Annotated in this window: 13 protein-coding genes; 6 read left to right on the top strand and 7 right to left on the bottom strand. The window is 67.0% G+C overall.

All coding sequences use genetic code 11. The features are described from left to right. The first annotated feature begins 48 nt into the window (after nucleotides 1-48). Nucleotides 49-1362: an MFS transporter gene (locus ACFFDA_RS01940; RefSeq protein ID WP_404477910.1), complete on the top strand. Its 1314-nt coding sequence runs from the start codon at nucleotides 49-51 to the stop codon at nucleotides 1360-1362. Between the two features lie 79 nt (nucleotides 1363-1441). Here the strand turns inward: ACFFDA_RS01940 and ACFFDA_RS01935 are convergent, their stop codons facing one another. Beyond that, complete coding sequence (locus ACFFDA_RS01935; RefSeq protein WP_404477909.1) at nucleotides 1442-2920, bottom strand: PLP-dependent aminotransferase family protein; 1479 nt, start codon at nucleotides 2918-2920, stop codon at nucleotides 1442-1444. 60 nt (nucleotides 2921-2980) lie between these two features. Between ACFFDA_RS01935 and ACFFDA_RS01930 the strand changes: the two genes are divergently transcribed. Then, nucleotides 2981-3601, top strand: a complete 621-nt coding sequence (locus tag ACFFDA_RS01930) for a YitT family protein (RefSeq protein ID WP_404478285.1) — start codon at nucleotides 2981-2983, stop codon at nucleotides 3599-3601. Nucleotides 3602-3613: 12 nt separating this feature from the next. Here the strand turns inward: ACFFDA_RS01930 and ACFFDA_RS01925 are convergent, their stop codons facing one another. Together ACFFDA_RS01925 and ACFFDA_RS01920 are read right to left on the bottom strand one after the other, a co-directional pair. Further along, complete coding sequence (locus tag ACFFDA_RS01925; protein WP_404477908.1) at nucleotides 3614-4870, bottom strand: family 43 glycosylhydrolase; 1257 nt, start codon at nucleotides 4868-4870, stop codon at nucleotides 3614-3616. A gap of 148 nt (nucleotides 4871-5018) precedes the next feature. Continuing rightward, on the bottom strand, nucleotides 5019-7892 hold the full coding sequence (locus ACFFDA_RS01920; RefSeq protein ID WP_404477907.1) for a TonB-dependent receptor: 2874 nt from the start codon (nucleotides 7890-7892) through the stop codon (nucleotides 5019-5021). 393 nt (nucleotides 7893-8285) lie between these two features. Between ACFFDA_RS01920 and ACFFDA_RS01915 the strand changes: the two genes are divergently transcribed. Then, nucleotides 8286-9635, top strand: a complete 1350-nt coding sequence (locus ACFFDA_RS01915; RefSeq protein ID WP_404477906.1) for an MFS transporter — start codon at nucleotides 8286-8288, stop codon at nucleotides 9633-9635. Next, complete coding sequence (locus tag ACFFDA_RS01910) at nucleotides 9632-11488, top strand: hypothetical protein (protein ID WP_404477905.1); 1857 nt, start codon at nucleotides 9632-9634, stop codon at nucleotides 11486-11488. The genes ACFFDA_RS01915 and ACFFDA_RS01910 overlap by 4 nt, the downstream gene beginning before the upstream one ends. 34 nt (nucleotides 11489-11522) lie before the next feature. Here the strand turns inward: ACFFDA_RS01910 and ACFFDA_RS01905 are convergent, their stop codons facing one another. Beyond that, nucleotides 11523-12431, bottom strand: coding sequence for a LysR family transcriptional regulator (locus ACFFDA_RS01905; protein ID WP_404477904.1), 909 nt, complete (start codon nucleotides 12429-12431; stop codon nucleotides 11523-11525). Between the two features lie 149 nt (nucleotides 12432-12580). Between ACFFDA_RS01905 and kdgD the strand changes: the two genes are divergently transcribed. Continuing rightward, a complete protein-coding gene (gene kdgD, locus ACFFDA_RS01900; protein WP_404477903.1) occupies nucleotides 12581-13507 on the top strand; it encodes a 5-dehydro-4-deoxyglucarate dehydratase in 927 nt (308 codons plus the stop codon). 138 nt (nucleotides 13508-13645) lie between these two features. Here the strand turns inward: kdgD and ACFFDA_RS01895 are convergent, their stop codons facing one another. The 3 genes from ACFFDA_RS01895 to ACFFDA_RS01885 form a co-directional block, all read right to left on the bottom strand. Next, nucleotides 13646-14677, bottom strand: a complete 1032-nt coding sequence (locus ACFFDA_RS01895) for an alpha/beta hydrolase (protein WP_404477902.1) — start codon at nucleotides 14675-14677, stop codon at nucleotides 13646-13648. A 26-nt stretch (nucleotides 14678-14703) separates the two neighbouring features. Continuing rightward, a complete protein-coding gene (locus ACFFDA_RS01890; protein WP_404477901.1) occupies nucleotides 14704-16275 on the bottom strand; it encodes an aldehyde dehydrogenase (NADP(+)) in 1572 nt (523 codons plus the stop codon). Between the two features lie 435 nt (nucleotides 16276-16710). Then, on the bottom strand, nucleotides 16711-17760 hold the full coding sequence (locus tag ACFFDA_RS01885) for a LacI family DNA-binding transcriptional regulator (RefSeq protein ID WP_404477900.1): 1050 nt from the start codon (nucleotides 17758-17760) through the stop codon (nucleotides 16711-16713). 11 nt (nucleotides 17761-17771) lie between these two features. Between ACFFDA_RS01885 and ACFFDA_RS01880 the strand changes: the two genes are divergently transcribed. Then, nucleotides 17772-18992, top strand: coding sequence for a LacI family DNA-binding transcriptional regulator (locus tag ACFFDA_RS01880; protein WP_404477899.1), 1221 nt, complete (start codon nucleotides 17772-17774; stop codon nucleotides 18990-18992). Nucleotides 18993-19019 lie beyond the last annotated feature (27 nt).

Here is a 19019-nt window from a genome sequence, read left to right as displayed (position 1 = left end):
ACTACGCGTACGGCAGGATAACAAGGCCGCCGTTAGGGGAGCAGGGAAATGGATGCGGAAATAGGCCGAACGCAGGCAGTCGGGGCCGGACAGGTTCCCGGCAAGGTCGGGCGATATCGCTGGGTCGTCGTGGCGCTGCTTTTCGCCGCCACGGCCATCAATTACATCGACCGCCAGATGATCGGCGTGCTCAAGCCGACGCTCGCGGCCGAGTTCCATTGGACGGAGTCCGATTTCGCGGGGATCGTGTTCTGGTTCCAGGTCGCCTACGCGATCGGGTACCTGTCCTTCGGCAAGGTCGTCGATGTGCTCGGCGCCCGGTTGGGCTACACGATCGCCATCGTGATCTGGACGGTGAGCCATATGGCGCACGGCTTCGCCACCGGCGTCGTGTCGTTCGCGATGGCCCGCTTCGGCCTGGGGGTGGGCGAATCGGGCAACTTCCCCGCCGGCATCCGCGCGGTGACGGACTGGTTTCCCCAGAAGGAGCGGGCCTTCGCGATCGGGCTGTTCAATGCCGGCGCCAACGTCGGCGCGATCATCACCCCGCTGCTGGTGCCGCTGCTGGTGCTGTGGTTCGACTGGCGCATGGCCTTCTTCGTGACGGGTATATTCGGCATCGCCTGGCTGGCGGTGTGGTGGCTGGTCTATCGCCATCCCAGCGAGCATCCCCGCGTCAGCCCCGCCGAACTCGCCTGGATCAGGCAGGACCCGGCCGATCCGGTTGAGAAGATCGGCTGGGCGCGCCTGCTCACCGTGAAGGAAACCTGGGCGTATGCATTGGGCAAGTTCCTGATCGATCCCATCTGGTGGTTCTTCCTGTTCTGGCTGCCGGGCTACCTGTTCGATCGCTACGACCTCGATCTCAAGACCTTCGGCCTGCCGCTCGCGGCGATCTACCTGATCTCCGACCTTGGCAGCATCGGTGGTGGCTGGCTGTCTTCCAGGCTGATGAAGGCGGGGCGCACTGCCAACTTCGCACGCAAGACGACGATGCTCATCTGTGCCATCTGCGTGCTGCCGATCTGGTTCGTGCAGAGCATCGACAACGTCTGGTCGGCAGTGCTGGTCATCGGTCTTGCGACGGCGGCGCACCAGGCGTTCTCGGCGAACCTCTACACGCTGCCGTCGGACGTCTTCCCGCGGGGTGCGGTCGGTTCGGTGGTCGGCATCGGCGGAACCGTGGGCGCGTTCGGCGGCATGGGCATGGCCCTGTTCGCCGGCTACATCCTGGATGCGACGCATAGTTACGAGGTGCTCTTTGCGATTTGCGCCAGCGCCTACCTGCTGGCCCTGCTGGTGGTCCATCTGCTGAGCCCGCGCCTCGCGCCGGTGCGCATCGAGGACATGTCGCAGCGCTAACGATCGGGATGCGGTGTGCGGAACAGCGCACCGCCTGTCCGGGGGGCGGGGACACCCCCGGCGGAGTTGTCGACGCCGCCTAGATCACCCGTTCCGCCTCGAGTTCCCATGCCGCCGGGTCCGGCATCCGCCCGTGGCGCGAGCGCAAATGCGCCTCGGCCATGGCCAGGCGGTCGACCGCGCGATCGAGTTCGGCTTCGGGAAGCGTGAATGGCAGGCGGACGAAGCGTTCGAAGGCGCCATTGACGCCGAAGCGCGGGCCCGGCGTCATGCGCAGCGACAGGCCTTGTGCCATCGCCGTCAGCGCGGAAGCCTCGGGCCGCGGCATTTCCGCCCAGAGCATGAAACCGCCCGGCGGGATCGGCACTCGCCAGTGCGGCAGCGCATCGGCGAGCCGGGCGACCAGGTGGTCGCGGCGCCCGCGTATGGTGATGCCGGCGTCGTATCCCGCAAGGCGGCCGTCCAGCAGCGCGGCGACCGCCAGTTGCTCCATGATCGGCGTCGCCATGTCGAGCGTCGCGCGAATACGGCTCAGCGCCACGATCGTCTGCGGGTCGGCGCGTATCCAGCCGACCCGCAGGCCGCCCCAGAAGCACTTGCTGGCCGAGCCGATGCTGATGACCGTGTCGCCATGCGGGTCGTGCGCGGCGACCGGCGGGGGCGCGGTCACGTCGAGGGCGATCGCCGCCATCGTCTCGTCGATCACCAGCGGCGTATGCGTGGCCCGTGCCGCGCGCACCAGCGCCGTACGCGTCTCGGAATCCATCAGGCGGCCGGTCGGATTGTGGAAATCGGCGATGATGTAGGCGAGGCGCGGGCCGGTCTGGCGAAACGCGGCATGGATCGCCTCGATGTCCCAGCCCGTGTCAGGAAGCCCGACTGGCACCGGGACGCAACTGTGACCGAGGATCGCGGCGATCGCGTTGTGATAGGTCGGATGGTCGACGACGATGCGATCGCCCGGTCCGGAGAACAGGTGCAGCAGCAGGGATAGGCCCTGCTGTGCGCCGCTGGTGACGAAGATTTGATCCGGTGTAGTCGGGCACCCGCGCGCGGTGTAGTCATCCGCGATCGCGGACCTCAGGCGCGGGATGCCGAACACTTCGTAGCCAAAGCCGGACAGGAAGGCCGGCATCTGGCCGAGCGCCTGTTCATAGGCGTGCCAGACGGTTTGCGGCGCGGGTAGCACGGCTTTGGTCCAGTCGACGACGTCGGGCCCGGCCTCGGCGTCATCCTCGGCTGCGTCGCCAGCGCCGGGCGTGCGGCCATGTCCCGCGGCCGGCAGGCGGGTGACGCTGCCCGATCCCTGGCGACTCACCAGGTAGCCTTCGTCGCGCAAAAGGTCGAAGGCGGCGCTGACCGTGGTGCGGCTCACTCCCAAGGCCTGCGCCAGATCGCGTTCGCCGCCGATCCGCACGCCAAGGCCGATCCGGCCGTCGAGGATCAGGAGGCGCAGTGCACGCGCAAGTTGGCGATAGGCAGCACCTCCGCCCGCGCTGCCGCGCCAGGACCCGAGTTGGCGGACAAGCGAGGTCGGGCTCAGCGCGGTCAAGTTCATAAAGGCCAATATCTTTTAATTGGCTCTAAAAAACAATGCCTATCGGCTATAGTGGCTTCAATCATGATAAAACGACGCCTTGCCCAGCTACTCTGGGGTCTTGTGCTTTACGGCATTTCGATGGCTCTCATGCTGCGCGCCAACCTCGGTCTCGATCCCTGGGACGTGCTGCATCAGGGGCTCGCGCCGCTTATCGGGCTCAGTTTCGGCATGACGGTCAACCTGCTGGGCCTGATCGTGTTGCTGCTGTGGATTCCGCTGCGGCTGCGACCCGGCATCGGCACGGTCCTCAACATCGCCATCATCGGCACGGTGGTCGACCTGTCGTTGCCGCTATTGCCGGCGCCGGAGGGATACCCCGCCCGCTTCGCGTTTCTGATCGCGGGGATCGTGCTGAACGGGATCGCCGGCGGCGCCTATATCGGTGCCGGCTTCGGCACCGGGCCGCGCGACGGGTTGATGACGGGCATCGCCGGTCGCACCGGCTGGCCGATCAAGATCGTGCGCACGGGCATCGAGTTGAGCGTTCTGGCGGCCGGCTGGTTGATGGGCGGCACGGTCGGGCTGGGCACTGTGCTATATGCGGTGACCATCGGCTGGGTTGTGCATCATGCGCTGCCGTTCTTCACTCTCCGCGGCAACGCAGGCTCTGGCGGGGCCGCCGTGGCCGCGAACCCCTGAGGTCGCCGGTCATCAATCGCGCGGGGTGAAATCGGCGACCAGGTGGCCGTTCGCATCCATCCGCGCAGGAACGATGCCGGGTTTCTCGCGGAAGGGTGCTTCGTCGTCGTTGCCGAAGATGGTGCACCACCAGCGGCCTTCCTTGTCCCTGAAGATGTTGCCGCCGCCGCCGCAGGGTACGCTTTCGTAGCGGTCGCGATAGGGGCCGAACGGCTTGTCCGACGTCGCCAGGGCGAAGGAGTAGCGGTTGGGGTGGAAGCGATCGACGGCACCGAGGTAGTATCTGCCGTCGTGCTTGAACATCGTGGCGCCCTCGAAGCCGATGTCCTTGTAGCCGCGGTGCACGCACTTTTTGTTGTGGTGCGTCGGGTCGAGGTCGGGCGTATCGAGGATGACCGGCTGCCACTCGCCGTCGTAGCCCGACAGATCGGGCTTGAGGCGGACCATTTCGAAGGCGCCGCCGTACGTCAGGTAGACCGCGCCGTCGTCGTCGCCGAACAGGGTCGCGTCGATGCCGTTGCGCAGCGGCTTGTCGGGTGAGAAGGCGTGGACGTAAGGCCCTTCCGCCTTGCCGGTGGTGCTGCGCAGCACGGCGATACCCGACCGGCTGATCGAATGGCAGATGTAGTAGTTGCCGTTGATGAAGTGGATTTCCGGCGCCCAGACAGCGCGGAAATAATCGCCCTTGCGCACCGACCACTGCCTTTCCCAACCGCCGTCGCGTTCGATGCTCCAGACGAGGCCCAGGTAGTCCCATTGCCTGAGATCGGGCGAGCGCCAGAGTTCGACGCCATCGTTGGCCTTCCAGATGTCGTCCCCTGTGGAGCCGGTCATGTAGTAGTTGCCGTCGCCGCCCAGGCACACGATCGTGTCGCGAAGATGCAGGTGCAGCAGCGGCTTGACCGGGGGGATCAGCCCTTGCGTGACGACGCGCGCGGAGTCCGAATTGGCCCAGGGCAGGAGGTTCGCGGGGGCCGGGCCGGGACCCTTGTAGCGCACGCCCTTGCGGTCCACCGCCGCCTCGCTGGTGACCCAGCCGCCGCGTTCGGTTTCGGGGGTGACGGGGAGGCCGGGACCGCTGCGGCGGGCGACGTCGTAATATCCCGGCGGAGGCGGATCGACCGGGCGGCCGTGGTCGTCCTCGATCGGGAAAGGCGGGCGCTTGAGAGGAGCGACCAGCTCCTTCGCAAGAGCGGGGGCGCCTGCGCCCAGCAGCGCCGCGCTGCCCGCGATCATCGAGCGGCGACTGAATTCGAAGCCGTTGGTCACCTTGCGTCTCTCCCAGTCACGTCGTCATTGCGAGTGCAGCACATGTCGGGTGTCGCAATGACGACGTGTTCGTTTTCTGTCATTTGGGACGAAAAGGACCCCGGCCCGGTGCTCGCCGTGAAGACGGGCGCGGGGCCGGGGCCAGCCGTCAGTACTTGAAGCGCACGCCGAAGTAGAACTGGCGCCCGAAGGTGTGGTTCAGAACCACGCGGTCGGTGTCGCCAATGTACTGGTCCTTGCGCTCGTTGGTCAGGTTGTTGCCCTCGATCGTGAGCGTGAGCGCCTCGTTGATGTTGATGCCGATCGAGGCGTCCACGTTGATGGCGCTGTTGACGCCTTCCTCGGTGTTCTGGTCGCGCGCGCCGCCGCCAAAGGCCTCGACGTAGCCGGAACGGTAGGACACCGAGCCGCGCAGGCTGAGCAGCTTGTCCTCGTAGAACAGCGTGCCGTTGGCGGTGTGCTTGGACAAGTTGGTCAGCGGGCCGACCACGACGCCGATGCCGCCGGGCCCGGGATACTTGAGGTCGGCCTTGACGTAAGTGTAGTTCGCCAGGACGCCGAGGTTGCTCAGGATGCCCGGCAGGAAGTCCAGTTGGTGCTGGTAGTTGACTTCGAAGCCCTTGAGCTTGCCGCCGTCGCCGTTGATCGTGCGGCGCACGGTGACGGGCACGTCGGGAGCAAGGCCCTGGTCGGTCGCCAGGTTCAGCGGGAAGCCGAGCTGGTTGAAGGGGACCAGCGTGGAGATCTGGGTGCCGCTGAGCGAACCGATGTCCTTCTGGAACAGGCTGACGCCCAGCAGCGAACCGGGGGCGAAGTACCATTCTGCCGAGAGGTCGAGGTTGAATGCCTCGGTGGGGTTCAGGTAGGGGTTGCCCTGGTTGAACACCTGGTTCGCGGCCTGCAGCGTCAGGTTGCCGCCGGGAGACAGCGCGCCAAGGCCCGGGCGGGTGATGACTTGCGCGGCGCCGAAGCGGACCAGGAACTCCGGCGAGAATTCGGCGACGAGGTTCATCGAGGGCAGCCAGTTCTCGTAGCTGCGCTTGACCGTGATCGGCGTGGCGACGCCGCTGGCCAAACCATAGCCGAACGAAGTTTGCTGCGTCTTTACGTAGCGCATGCCGGCATCGCCGCGGATGGTGATGCCGCCGAACTCCTGCTCGAAGTCCACCTGGAACCAAAGCGCCTTGTCGACTTCCTTGATGTTGCCTGTGTTGCTGGCGGCAGTGGCGTTGGGGTTCGATCCGGCCACGTCGCGGCCGTTGACGCGGAAGTCGACCGACCGGCCGTTGATGGTGGTCACGCAGTTGCAATAGATGTCGAGCGTGTCGACGAAGCCCTGCAGGTTGGGAATGACGTAGCCGCCATAGGCCGGATCACCCGTCACGCCGTTGAACGGGCTGGTGAGCGCAGCGACCTGTGCCGGCGTCAGCGTGCCCGAGGAGGTTTCCGCTACGAAGCGGCGGGATTCGAAAGTGTCGTAGCGGAACCGGCGATATTCGCCGCCGAACGAAAGCTTGAAGCCTTCGGCCAGATCCCATTCGCCGCCCAGCTTGGTCGAGAGGTAGTCGTTCTTGACTTCGTTCTGGCGGATGCGGATGTCGGACGTGCCGTTGATGAAGGACCAGTTTGCCGGATCGTTCGGGTCGAAGCCCCAGTTGATCGTGGGCGAGCGGTCGTTGTCGCGATAGTCCCAGCTGAAGCCGTCCGAATTCAGGCGATCGAGCACGACGGTGGTCTGCACGGGGCTGTCGAACTTCGACTTCGAATAGCCGACGTAGCCGTTCAGGCGGAAGGTGTCGGTCAGTTCCTGCTTCAGCACCGAGTTGACCTGGTAGAAGGTGGTGCTGAATTCGTCGTGGCGCGATTCGATGCGCATGTCGACGTCGTCGAACACGCCATAGACCAGTTCGTTCTGGTCGTTGACCTCGCCGGTCCGGATGATCGACTGCGACTTGCCGCTGGCGCCGGTGCGGCTGAAAGACAACGCCTCGATGTAGTTTTCCTGGCGCTTAGTCTTGGACTTCGAATAGAGCCCTTCGACGATGATCTCGGTGCGGTCCGAGGGCTTCCACTGGACCGCGCCGGTCAGGCCCAGGCGCTTGATGTCGTTGGTCCAGGTATCGTAGCGCGGAATGCGCGGGTGATAGACCAGGCTGTCCCAGTTGGAGCCGTCGGCAGCAGGCGCGGTGTTGAGCTGGGCGGCGGTGTAGCCGGGCAGGGTGGAGGCCGCGTTGAAGCCGCCGTTGGCGCCCGCGGGGCTCCAGCGCACGGTGGAATGGCCGGTTTCCTTGATCGAGCGGGTGGAATAGGCGCCCGAGGCGAGCACGCCGAAAGTACCGCCATCGTTCTGCCAGCTGACCAGCCCGGCAAGGCGCGGGTCCCAGGCCTTCGACAGGTCGTTGTAGCCCGCGCGGCCCGAACCGGCGATCACGAAGTTGTCCTTGTAGTCCAGCGGACGGGCGGCCTGCAGGTCCACCGTGGCGCCCAGGGAGCCTTCCTCGACGGAGGCCGAGGCGGTCTTGCGCACGGTCAGCGAGTTGAACAGTTCCGAGGCGAAGACGTTGAAATCGAAGCCGCGGCCACGGTTGACGCCGCCGCCGGCATCCGATCCGCCGGTCGTCGCCACCGCTTCCATGCCGTTGATGCGCACGCGGGTATATTCGGGGCCAAGGCCGCGCACGGCGATGCTGCGGCCTTCGCCGCCTTCGCGCGAGATCGCGACGCCGGGAATGCGCTGGAGGGATTCGGCCAGGTTGTTGTCGGGGAACTTGGCGATGTCCTCGGCCTTGATGACGTCGACCGCGCCGGTAGCCAGGCGCTTTTCCGCTTGTGCGGTCTGGACCGAGTTGCGAAAGCCGGTGACGATGATGTCGGCCGCCGTGGCGCCGCCGAGATCTTCCGCCTGCGCGTCCTGCTGAGGGGGCAGGTCCTGCGCGACCGCCGGGGAGATGCAGGCGATCGCGAGCACGGTGATGGAAGCGCTGCGCACCAGGCGACGACGAAGTAGCGTAGAAGACGTCATGTTTATCCTCCCCATTTTGTTCGACCTGGCGACCTTGAAGCCCGCCATTGTCGTTGAGCTTCCCCGGCTCTGCTCTATCAGTAAGCTTGATACCGGTGTCAGCAACCGTGAAATGATGGGAGGAGGATAGGCGAGGTCGTTCGCTGCTTCGTCCGCGAAAAGGGGCACGATCGATGCACGCGCCGCATCGGTTTGCGGATCGGGCGAGAAGCGGGGCGAAAGGAGGGCTTGGCGGGGCCTGCGGCGGGGTGGATGCAGGTAAGCCGGCCGGTCGTAAGATTGATGATGCGCAGCGGGCATTGATCGAGTTGAATTGCGGCATGGATGGGGCGCCCCTCGCTCGCCTAGTCTGGTCGAAGGATAAGCCCGACAAGGGACGAGGGAGAGTTGGACGTGTCGAGTAGAGCCGAAATTGCCGCCGTCCCATCGGCCATCGCCGCGCGGCCAACGCGCGTGCGGTTTCTGATTATCGCGCTGGTCTTCGTCATCACCTCGCTCAACTATGCGGACCGTTCGACCTTCTCGATCGCCGGAGCCTCGGCCGCGGACGAACTGGGGCTGGGCGCGATCGAGACCGGCTTCATCCTCAGCGCATTCGCGTGGGCCTATGCCGCCGCGCAGATTCCGGGCGGCCTGCTGCTCGACCGCTTCGGGACGCGCCCGGTCTACATTGCCGCGATCGGGACGTGGTCGATCTTCACCGCTATCCAGGGCTTCGCGGGGTTGCTGACGGGGGCGGCGGTGGTGGCGCAGTTGTTCGTGCTGCGCTTCCTCGTCGGGCTGTGCGAGGCGCCGTCGTTTCCTGGCAACGCGCGGATCGTCACCGCCTGGTTCCCGGCGCGTGAGCGGGGGACGGCATCGGCGATCTTCAATTCCGCGCAGTATTTCTCGCTGGTGGCATTCGCGCCGCTGATGGGATGGGTGGTCCACACGCTCGGCTGGCGGTCGGTGTTCTTCGTGATGGGCGGGCTGGGCCTGATGGCGATGCTGGCCTTCGCCGCGTTCATCCGCGATCCGGTCAGCCACAAGTGGGCCAACCGCGCCGAGATCGACCTCATCCGCGAAGGCGGTGGGCTGGTCGAACTGGACAGCCAGAAGGGCAAGCGCGGAGATCCCACCTTTACCTGGCACAACGTGCGCCAGCTGCTTGCCAACCGGATGATGATCGGCATCTACCTCGGCCAGTACTGCATCAACGTTCTGACCTATTTCTTCGTGACGTGGTTTCCGATCTATCTCGTCAAGGATCGCGGTTTCGACATTCTCCAGGCGGGCTTCGTCGCCGCCGTGCCGGCGCTGTGCGGCTTCGTGGGCGGCGTCGCCGGCGGCGTGACGTCCGACTGGCTGTTGGCGCGGACCGGGTCGATCACGCTGGCGCGCAAGGCGCCGCTGCTGGGCGGGATGCTGCTGGCCAGCCTCATCATGGTCGCCGCCTATGTCGAGACCCGATGGGGCGTGGTGCTGCTGATGTCGCTGGCGTTCTTCGGCAAGGGCGTGGCCTCGCTCGGCTGGGCGGTGATGTCCGACGTCGCGCCGCGCAAGCTGGCGGGGCTCGCGGGCGGCGTATTCAACACCTTCGGCAATGCCGCGGGTATCGTCACTCCCATCGTCGTGGGCGTGCTGGTCGCCAGCGCGGGTTCGTTCGATACCGCGCTGGTGTTCGTCGGCGCGCACTGCCTGCTGACGATCGTCGCCTACTTCGTCGTCGTGCAGAAGCTGGAACGCCTGGAACTGGTGCCTTGAACCTCGACCGACGCTCCCTGCTTGCCGGAAGCGGCATCCTGGCACTGGGCGCGGGCGTGCCCGGCATCGCCGCCGAGGCCCGGCGTGCGCCCGAGATCGCCATCGACACGCCGATGGCGGCGCCGCGCTGGGCGGTGCTGCAGCGCCACCTCATCGCTATGCAGGGCGACGCTGCACAAGCCTTCCACGACCGCTACTTCAACCGGAAGCACGAGATCGAGGCGTTCTTGCGCTGGGGGGCCAACGACGGTCCCGACGATGCCATCGAGGCGATCAACGACTGGCCCTATCTCTACATGATGGGCGGGAGCGACCATATCCTCCAGCTTGCCCGCGCGGTGCAGGAAGCGCACTTCGCGCAGTACGGCCGGGCGAGGACGCGCGACGTGCCGATGGGCCGCAACGGCATGTACGTGCGCGAGTTCGCGCCGCAGATGGACTGGCAGCATATCTCCGAAGGGCTGACCACGTTCAACCAGCTCGGCCTGTGCACCCCCGGCGACCGCAAGCTGATCGAGCGTGCACGCCGTTTCGCGGACTTCTACACCGGCCGCGATCCGATCGCGACCAATTACGATACGAAGCTGCGACTGATCCGCTCGATGTTCAACGGCAGCATCGGCCCGCTGATGCGCCCGGCGACGATGCTGGACTGGGCAGGCGATCCCTTCGACACCGCGCCATTCGAGATGGTCCACGGCGAGAGCAGCTACAAGGACACGCTCGAACATTACCGCGAATATACCGAAACGGTGGGCGACAACCCGCTGAACCTGCACTCCACCGCGCTGGGCTTCAACGCCTGGATGCTGACGGGCGAAGGACGGTTCAGGGACTGGATGCTCGAATATGTCGAGGCATGGGCCGCGCGGGCCCGCGCCAACGGCGGCATCCTGCCAAGCAACATCGGGCCGGACGGCACCGTCGGCGGCGGCGCGGGCGGCAAGTGGTACGGCGGCACTTACGGCTGGGGGTTCAGCCCGGTCAACCCCGTCACCGGCAAGCGCGAGGACCGCAACCGCATCCCGCGCGCTATCATGGGCTTCATGAACGCCTACATCGCCACCGGGGACGACCGCTACCTGCAGGTCTGGCGCGACCAGAACGCGCGCATCAACGCAGCTTCGCGCAAGGTGGACGGCGTGCTTTCTGCACCGACGATGCACGGGGACGGAGGCTGGTACGGTTTCAAGCCCGGTCCCTATCGCCTCAATACCGGCGAGATCTGGTATCTCTCGATGCGCGAGGGCGACCGTGCCGCCATGGCACCGACGCCGTGGACGCGGTTCCTGGGCGGAGAGGCCGCCGAATGGGCGGAACAGGCCCTGCTCGCCGACATGGACCGGGTGCGCACCCAGTTTGTACGGGTGCGGGAGGACAGGACCACCCCGCGGACGCGGCTTGCCGACAACCCGATCGAGCGCAATCCGGTCTCGGTGACGGCGCTGATGCACCAGACGATGGGCGCGATCCACGTCGCGCGGCCACCGTGGTCGCCCAATTCCCCGAACCAGGGCGGGACGTTGCTGTTCGCACGGCTGCGCCACTTCGACGCCGACCGCAGGCGCCCCGGTCTGCCGCAGGACGTGGCGGCGCTGGTGGAGAGGCTGGACGGCGCGGCGACGACGCTCTCGCTGGTGAACCTCAACCCCGCCTTGCCGCGACGGCTGGTGATCCGGGGCGGCGGGTATGGCGAGCACCGGATCGAGGCGGTGCGGCTGGGCGCGCGCCGCATTCCGGTAGGCAGCCGCGACGTGGCCTTGCGGATCGAGCCTGGCTCGGGTGCGCGGATCACGCTGGAGATGGCCCGCCATAGCCAGCAACCGACGCTGGACTGGCCGGAGATGGACTGACCGCCGTCACCGAGCTCGGTTCCTGGACGGCGGTTCAGGCTGCCGAAACCGCTTTCAGGCACAGATCCCTGAATGCCGGCAGAGCCGGGTTTTCGTTCTCGCGCCGCCAGGCGAGGTGCAATTCCACCGGGGCCTCGGGCTCGCTCACGAACGGGCGGAAGACCACGCCGCGGGCATGCAGCCCGGCAGCCGCCTCGGGTACGATGCCCGGAGCCAGTGCCGCCCCGACGAGCCCGAGCAGCGAGTGGATCTGCGTGACGTATTGGACGTAGTTCGGGGCTGCGCCGGCGCGTTCGAACAGGCTGCCGAGCAAGGTGTGGAAGTATCCCGCGCCGCGCTGCGCATACATCACGAGGTCGATGGCGTCGAAGTCCGCCGGGCCGAAGCTCTCCCGACTCGCAAGCGGATGATCCTCGGGCAGGGCCACGAGCAGTCTTTCCAGCAGAAGCGGGGCGGAATCGAACTGCACCCGGTCGATCGGCGGGCGCACCAGTGCGAGGTCGATCAATCCGGTGTGCAAAGCCTCGAATTGGTCGCCCGAGACGAGTTCGTGCAGTTGCAGTTCCAGCCCTGGCAGTTCCACCGCCGCGCGCTTGACGATGCGCGGCAGCAGGACGTAGCCCGAGACGGCGGTGAAGCCGATCGAGATGCGCCCCGCTTCCCCCTTCCACACCCGCCGGGCCGCAAGGGCCGCGCTTTCGGACAGGCGCACGATGCGTCGCGCTTCGTGCAGAAACGTTTCGCCCGCCAGTGTCAGGGTCACTCGGCGGCTGGTGCGGTTGAACAGTTCCACTCCGAGGATTCGCTCGAGCACTTGGATCTGCCGGCTGAGTGGCGACTGGGTCATGTGCAGGCGCTCGGCCGCGCGGCCGAAGTGGAGTTCCTCGGCCAAGACGACGAAGCAGCGCAAGTGGGTCAATTCGAACATGATCGATGCGTACATGCTGCCCGCCCTCAGTGAAAGATGCGAGGTTATGCCACCGGCCACATCCCATCGATGCCCGGTGGACATGAATTGATCCATTCTAAGCGGTGGGTGCGCGGGCCCGAGACCGCTAGCAAAGTGGCACAGGATCAATTGGAGCATTAGCGATGTCGCCTCAGGAATTGGCCGCCCAGATCGGCGGAGGCCTTCTCTCGTTCCCGGTCACGCATTTCGACCAGGACCTGGCGTTCGACGAAGGAGCCTACCGCGAGCATCTCGCGTGGCTTTCGGACTACGATGTCGCGGGCCTGTTCGCCGCCGGCGGGACGGGCGAGTTCTTCTCGCTGACGCCGGCCGAAGTACCGGTGGTGGTCAAGGCGGCGGTCGAGGAAGCGGGCGGCAAGGTGCCGGTGCTGTCCGGCTGCGGCTATGGCACCGCGATCGCGACCGGCATCGCCCGCGATGTCGAGAAGGCCGGCGCCAACGGCATCCTGCTGCTTCCCCCCTACCTCGTAAATTCGACGCAGGAAGGCCTCGCCGTGCATATCGAGGCGGTCTGCAAGGCGACCTCGCTGGGCGTGATCGTCTACAATCGCGACAACGCGATCATCAACGAAGATACGCTGGCGGGGCTGTGCGAACGCAATGCCAACCTCATCGGCTACAAGGACGGCGTCGGTGATGTCGAACTGATGATGCGCATCTATGCCAGGATGGGTGAAAGGCTGACCTACATCGGCGGCTTGCCCACTGCCGAGACGTTCGCCCCGGCCTATCTCGAAATGGGCGTGACGACGTACTCCTCGGCGATCTTCAACTTCATGCCGGAATGGGCGCTGGGCTTCTACAAGGCGGTCCGGGCACGCGACAAGGCAAGCGTCATCGCGATGCTCAGCGATTTCGTGCTGCCCTACATCGCGATCCGCAACCGTAATTCGGGCTATGCGGTCTCGATCGTCAAGGCGGGGATGAACGTGGTCGGCCGTCCTGCCGGCCCGGTTCGCTCGCCTCTCACGGACCTGACCGACGCCGAGCAGCGGGACCTGCTCACCCTTGTCGACAAGGCGAATGCCTCGCTGCGGGCACCTGCGTAAATCCCCCGCACACGGGTTGCTCCAACAGCCCGTGTGCCAGCCCGCCGCAGAGACATCGTCGCAGGGATGAACCCGCTCCAACCCCTCCGGGGCCGGGTTCATCCCTGTTTTCGTGCGTCCCGTCCAGGCTTGGCCGGCTCAGCCGAGGCCGACGCGCCCGGCCCAGTCCAGCCACAGGTCCGGCCACGCCGACACGGGCTTTCCGGCGATGTTCCAGATGCCGAAGCCATGGCCGCCTTCATCGAACAGGTGCGTGTTCACCTTCACCCCGGCGGCCTTGAGCGCCGCACGCAGCCGCAGGGTGTTTTCCACCGGCACCGTCGGGTCGTCTTCGGCGTGGACGAGGAAGTGCGGCGGGGTGTTCGCGGTGACGACGCGGTCGACCGAATGGAGCGCTTCCAGCCGTGGGCTCGGATCGGGGCCCAGCAGCTTTTCCCGCGATCCAGCATGTGCGATCCGTGCGTCCATGCTGACGACGGGATAGATCGGAGCCGCGCACCAGGGACGCGCGGACAGCGTGTCCGCCGCATCCACGGGGACGTAGGCCGCGGTCGTGAACCGGCTTGCGAGATCGGCGCAGAGATGGCCGCCCGCAGACAGGCCCAGGGTCGCTACGCGGTCCGGGGCAAGGTTCCATGCGGCGCTCCGCGCGCGAATGAGGCGGATGGCGCGCTGGGCATCGGCCAGCGGCGTGTCCGCGCGGTTGGCCCAGCCTTCGCCGGGCAGGCGATAGATCAGCACGAAGGCCGTGTAGCCGTGTTCGGTCAGCCATTGCGCGATCTGGTAGCCGCCCTTGTCCAGCGTCATCCAGCGATAGCCGCCGCCGGGAATGACCAGCACCGACGCACCGTTGGGGCGCTCCGGCCGAAACGCCACCATTCGCGGCCGGGCGATGCCGTGAATCACCCGATCGGGAGAGCCCGGGATCGTCGAGCGGTCTTCGATCTTTTCGACCGGCATCTGCGCCGACGCCCCCGGAGGTGTCCCTGGCCAGAGATCGATCGCTTGTCCGGTTTCGCGAAACGGCCGCATGGGTGCGGCGGCCATGGCACCCGACGAGACCGACCATCCAGCACTGGCGGCCATGAGCCCGGCAAACATGGTCCTGCGGTCCAGGGCGAGGCCGGCCGACTTGCGCGGGTGTGGCCGGCCGGAGGCGAGATCGTCCATTTGCCTCTCCATCGTCCTGCGGTCCGTCAGGAGAGCTTCAACACGCCATCGATCCGGCGAGGAGCCTGCCATGGATTGCCGTCGCGCAACGCTTCGGGGAGCATTGCTACAGGCATGTTCTGGTAGCAGACGGGCCGCAGGAAGCGCTCGATCGCCCTCGCCCCCACTGAAGTCGAACGTCCGTCCGAAGTGGACGGGAAGGGGCCACCGTGGACCATCGCGTGGCATACCTCCACGCCCGTCGGCCAGCCGTTGACGAGGATGCGGCCGACCTTGCGCTCCAGCACGGGCAGCAGGCGCGCCGCTGCGGGTTCGTCTTCGGCATCGACGATCAGGGTCGCGGTGAGCTGGCCTTCGAGGGCCGCGAGGACCGTGCCGGCCTCCGCCATGTCCGAAACCGTGATGACCAGCGAGGATGCGCCGAACACTTCGGCACCCAGGGCCGCATCGGCGAGGAAGTCCGCGGCGTTGGTCCTGAACAGCGCTGCCCGGGCCTGATGGGGGCCTTGCGGTTCGTGCCCTCGAGCCACGGTGACCACCGCCGCATGCCCGGCCAGGGTGGCTACGCCCTCCTCGAAGGCGGAATGGATGCCGGGCGTCAGCATGTCCTGCGCGGCGCTGGCCGCCATCGTCTCGCTGGCCGCGGCCAGGAACGTGTCGAGATCGGGGCCGTCGATGGCGATCACGAGGCCGGGGTTGGTGCAGAACTGGCCCGCCCCCAGCGTCAGCGATTCGACGAAGGCGACGCCGGCCGCCGCTGCGCGTTCCTTGAGGGCCGCCGGGAACAGGATGACCGGGTTGCTGGAACTCATCTCGGCATAGACTGGGATCGGCTCGGGCCGGCCGGAGGCGGCGCGCATCAGCGCGAGGCCGCCGCCGCGCGATCCGGTGAAGCCGACCGCCTTGACCCGATGGTCGGTGACCAGCGCCGTGCCGGCCTCGCGCGTGGCGGGCAGATAGGAGAAAGTGCCTTCGGGCAATCCGCATCGCGCGACGGCACGCTGGACCGCGCGGGCGACGAGTTCGCCCGTACCCGGATGCGCCGAGTGGCCCTTGACGATCACCGGGCAACCGGCCGCGAACGCGGAGGCGGTATCTCCTCCGGCGACCGAGAATGCGAGCGGGAAGTTGCTGGCGCCGAACACCACCACGGGGCCAAGCGCGACCTGTCGCATACGCAAGTCGGGACGGGGCAGGGGCGCGCGGTCGGGCAGTGCCTGATCGATCGTCAGCCCGGCCCAGCTACCCTCGCGCAGCACTTGTGCGAACAGGTGTAGCTGGCCCACGGTGCGGCCGCGCTCGCCTTCCAGTCTGCCGCGGGGCAGGCCGGTCTCCGCCATGGCACGCACGATCAGGTCGTCGCCAATCGCGATGACCTGATCGGCGATGGTCTCGAGGAAGACAGCCCGCGTTTCGGGTGCCGTTTCGGCGAAGGCGATGGCGGCGGCATCGGCGAGTGCGCAGGCGCGCTCCACCTCTGGCAGGCCGGCCATTGTGAAGCGCGGCTCGATGGGGCCCCCCGTCGCCGGGTTCACGGCGGTATAGGCGGACTGGGTGAAAAGTTCGTCGCGGCCGATGAGAATGGCGCCGGTCAGCATGTGCGGGGTCCTTTCGCGCAAAGGAAATCGGTTGGGAACGGGCGGCGGCTAGAGCCAGTGCGGCTTTCCGCATAGGGGAGGCCGGGCCCGGGAGCATTGTCTTCACCGCAGCGATCGTGCCCGCAATCGCATTGGACAGCCAAGGGCAGGGGCAAGGCGCAAGTGCCTCGCGGCGTTCGTCGTCGGCATTCTTCGGCCCGGTGTCAGAGCGCGACGCCGCGTTTCCAGAAGCCGATGGAGCCTTCGCCGTTGCTCTCGTGGCATGCCGGCTCGCCGCTGGCGATGGCGGCGATGCGGTCGGGCAGCGCTTCCGCTGCCCGTGCAGTTATGCGCGAGATATCCGGGGAACTGGGCGATCAATGCTTTGAGCGAAGCGTCGAAGCTGGCCTGGTCGCGCTCGACGCAGGCTTCGGCAGCCAATCTCGGCCCGATCGCTCAGGCCGTCGCCTCGCATCGGGGCGCTGGGCCGGTCGTCTCGGCGGGGAGGATGTGCAGCGTCGCGTGAAACGGAGCTGGCGGTGGCATGCCCTCGATGCGGGCGATGAGCTGATCGGCCGCCGCCGCCGCCATCGCACCGAACGGCCGCAGCACCGAGGTAAGGGCGGGGGTCAGCATGCGTGTCAGCAGGCTGCCGTCGAAGCCGACGACGGACAAGTCGGCCGGGACGTCGATGCCCCGGTTCGCCGCGACCTTGAGCACGCCCGCGGCCATGATGTCGTTGGCAGCGAAGATGGCGGTCGGGCGTTGCGCGAGGTCGAGCAGGAGATGGGCGGCCTTCCCCCCGGATTCGAAGGCGTAGTCGCCGAAAGCTTCGGCGACCGAGGCGTCGGCTTGACGCGCGGCTTCTTCGAGAAAGCCGGCCCGCCGCTCCATGGCCGAGGCGGTGTCGGCGGGACCGTTGATGATCGCCAGCCGGCGGTGGCCAAGGTCCAGCAGGTGCCGGGCCACTTGCGCTCCTGCAGCGCGCTCGTCGCTCAGGATGACGCCTGCAAATCCTTCGATCGGAACCGAGGACAGCGCCACCGCCGGCACCTGGGCGGCGTCGAGTGCGGCGGCAAGGCCAGCCACGCCCGAGACCGGTGGCAGGATGACGAGCCCGTCCACCCGCGAGCGTTCGGCGAAGCCGATCACGTCGCCGATCGCCGCGCCCGCCTCGAGCGGGGTCGGGTGGACGATGAGTTCGTAACCGCGTGCCGCCGTCAGCTCGACGATCCCGCGCTGGATGGAATCGAGCACCAGCGCATTGCGGTCGTTGTGCACCAGTCCGATCAGGAACGAGCGCCGCATTGCAAAGGCGCGCGCGCGCAGGCTCGGCCGGAAGTGCAATCGTTCGATCTCGGCCTCGATGCGGCTGCGTGTCTCGGCGTTGACCTTGGGCGACTTGTTCAACACCCGCGATACGGTTCGGATCGAGACCCCTGCCGCGGCTGCCACGTCCTCGATGGTGGGATCGTTCTCGCGTGATTTTCCGGGGCGGTCCTGCATCGCACCTGTCTATGCCCTATGGCGGCGCGATCAAGTCGTTCACGACGCATGGGCAAATGGCGGGCGGGTTGCTGGCGGCCCGTGTCCGGGTTAGCAGCCTTCCAGCCCGAGGCAGGAGAATACGAGCGTGGCGACGTACTTTGGCTGACGGCGATACCGATCACGGGCCCGCAAGGGAGAAGTCCTCGCGGCGAACGCTGGCGGGGGTGACCATCGCCGACGTGGCCCGGCTTGCCGATGTCTCGCTGATGACGGTGTCGCGGGTCCTGAATGGCAAGGCCAACGTGCGCCAGCAGACGCGCGAGCGGGTGCAGGCGGCCATCGAGGCGCTGAACTATTCCCCGAGCGCGGCGGCCCGCAGCCTGGCCGCAGCGAGCGAGATCCGGATCGGCCTGCTCTACAGCAATCCCAGCGCGGGCTATCTCAACGAGTTCCTGGTGGGCAGCCTCGATCAGGCGAATCGGGAAAACGTGCAACTCGTCGTCCAGCTATGCGATAGTGCGCAGCGGCGGCTGGAGACCGTCCGGCGACTGATCGAAGGAGGTATCGACGGAGTCATTCTTCCGCCTCCGTTGTGCGATGTCGCCGACCTTCATGGGCTGCTTGTGGATGCCGGCGTTCCGGCCGTCGCGGTGGCGTCGGGGCGGCCGCCGATCGCCCTGTCCTCGGTCAATATCGACGATCGCGCGGCGGCTCGCGCGATGACCGGCCATCTGGTTTCGCTTGGGCACCGTCGCATCGGGTTCGTCGCCGGCAATCCCGACCAGACCGCGAGCGCCTTGCGACTGTACGGTTATCTCGATGCACTGGGCGATGCCGGCCTGGCATCCGATAGCGACCTGATCGCCGAGGGGCTATTCACCTACCGCTCCGGACTCGAGGCCGCCGGCGCCTTGATGGGGTTGCGACAGCCTCCCACCGCCCTCTTCGCCAGCAACGACGACATGGCTGCGGCAGCCGTCTCGGTGGCACACCGCATGGGCCTCGACGTTCCGGGCGACCTTTCCGTGGTCGGCTTCGACGACGCGCCTCAGGCCACCGCGATTTGGCCCGAATTGACGACCATCCGGCAACCCATCGCCGAAATGTCGCGTGCGGCAGTGCAGTTGCTGATCGAGGACGTGCGGGCCCGTCGCGAGGGGCACCGTTCGCTTCCCAGACACCGGCAGATGGGGTTCGAGCTGGTCCGCCGTGAGTCCGACACCGCGCCGGGCGGCAGGGCGAAAGCTTAGGAGCAAAGGGGGATGAAAGGGCGACTT

The organism is Novosphingobium sp. BL-52-GroH (genome assembly GCF_044813085.1).
GTDB lineage: Bacteria > Pseudomonadota > Alphaproteobacteria > Sphingomonadales > Sphingomonadaceae > Novosphingobium.
The sequence above is the reverse complement of the archived record's forward strand: the minus strand, read 5'-3'. Positions and strand labels throughout refer to the sequence as shown.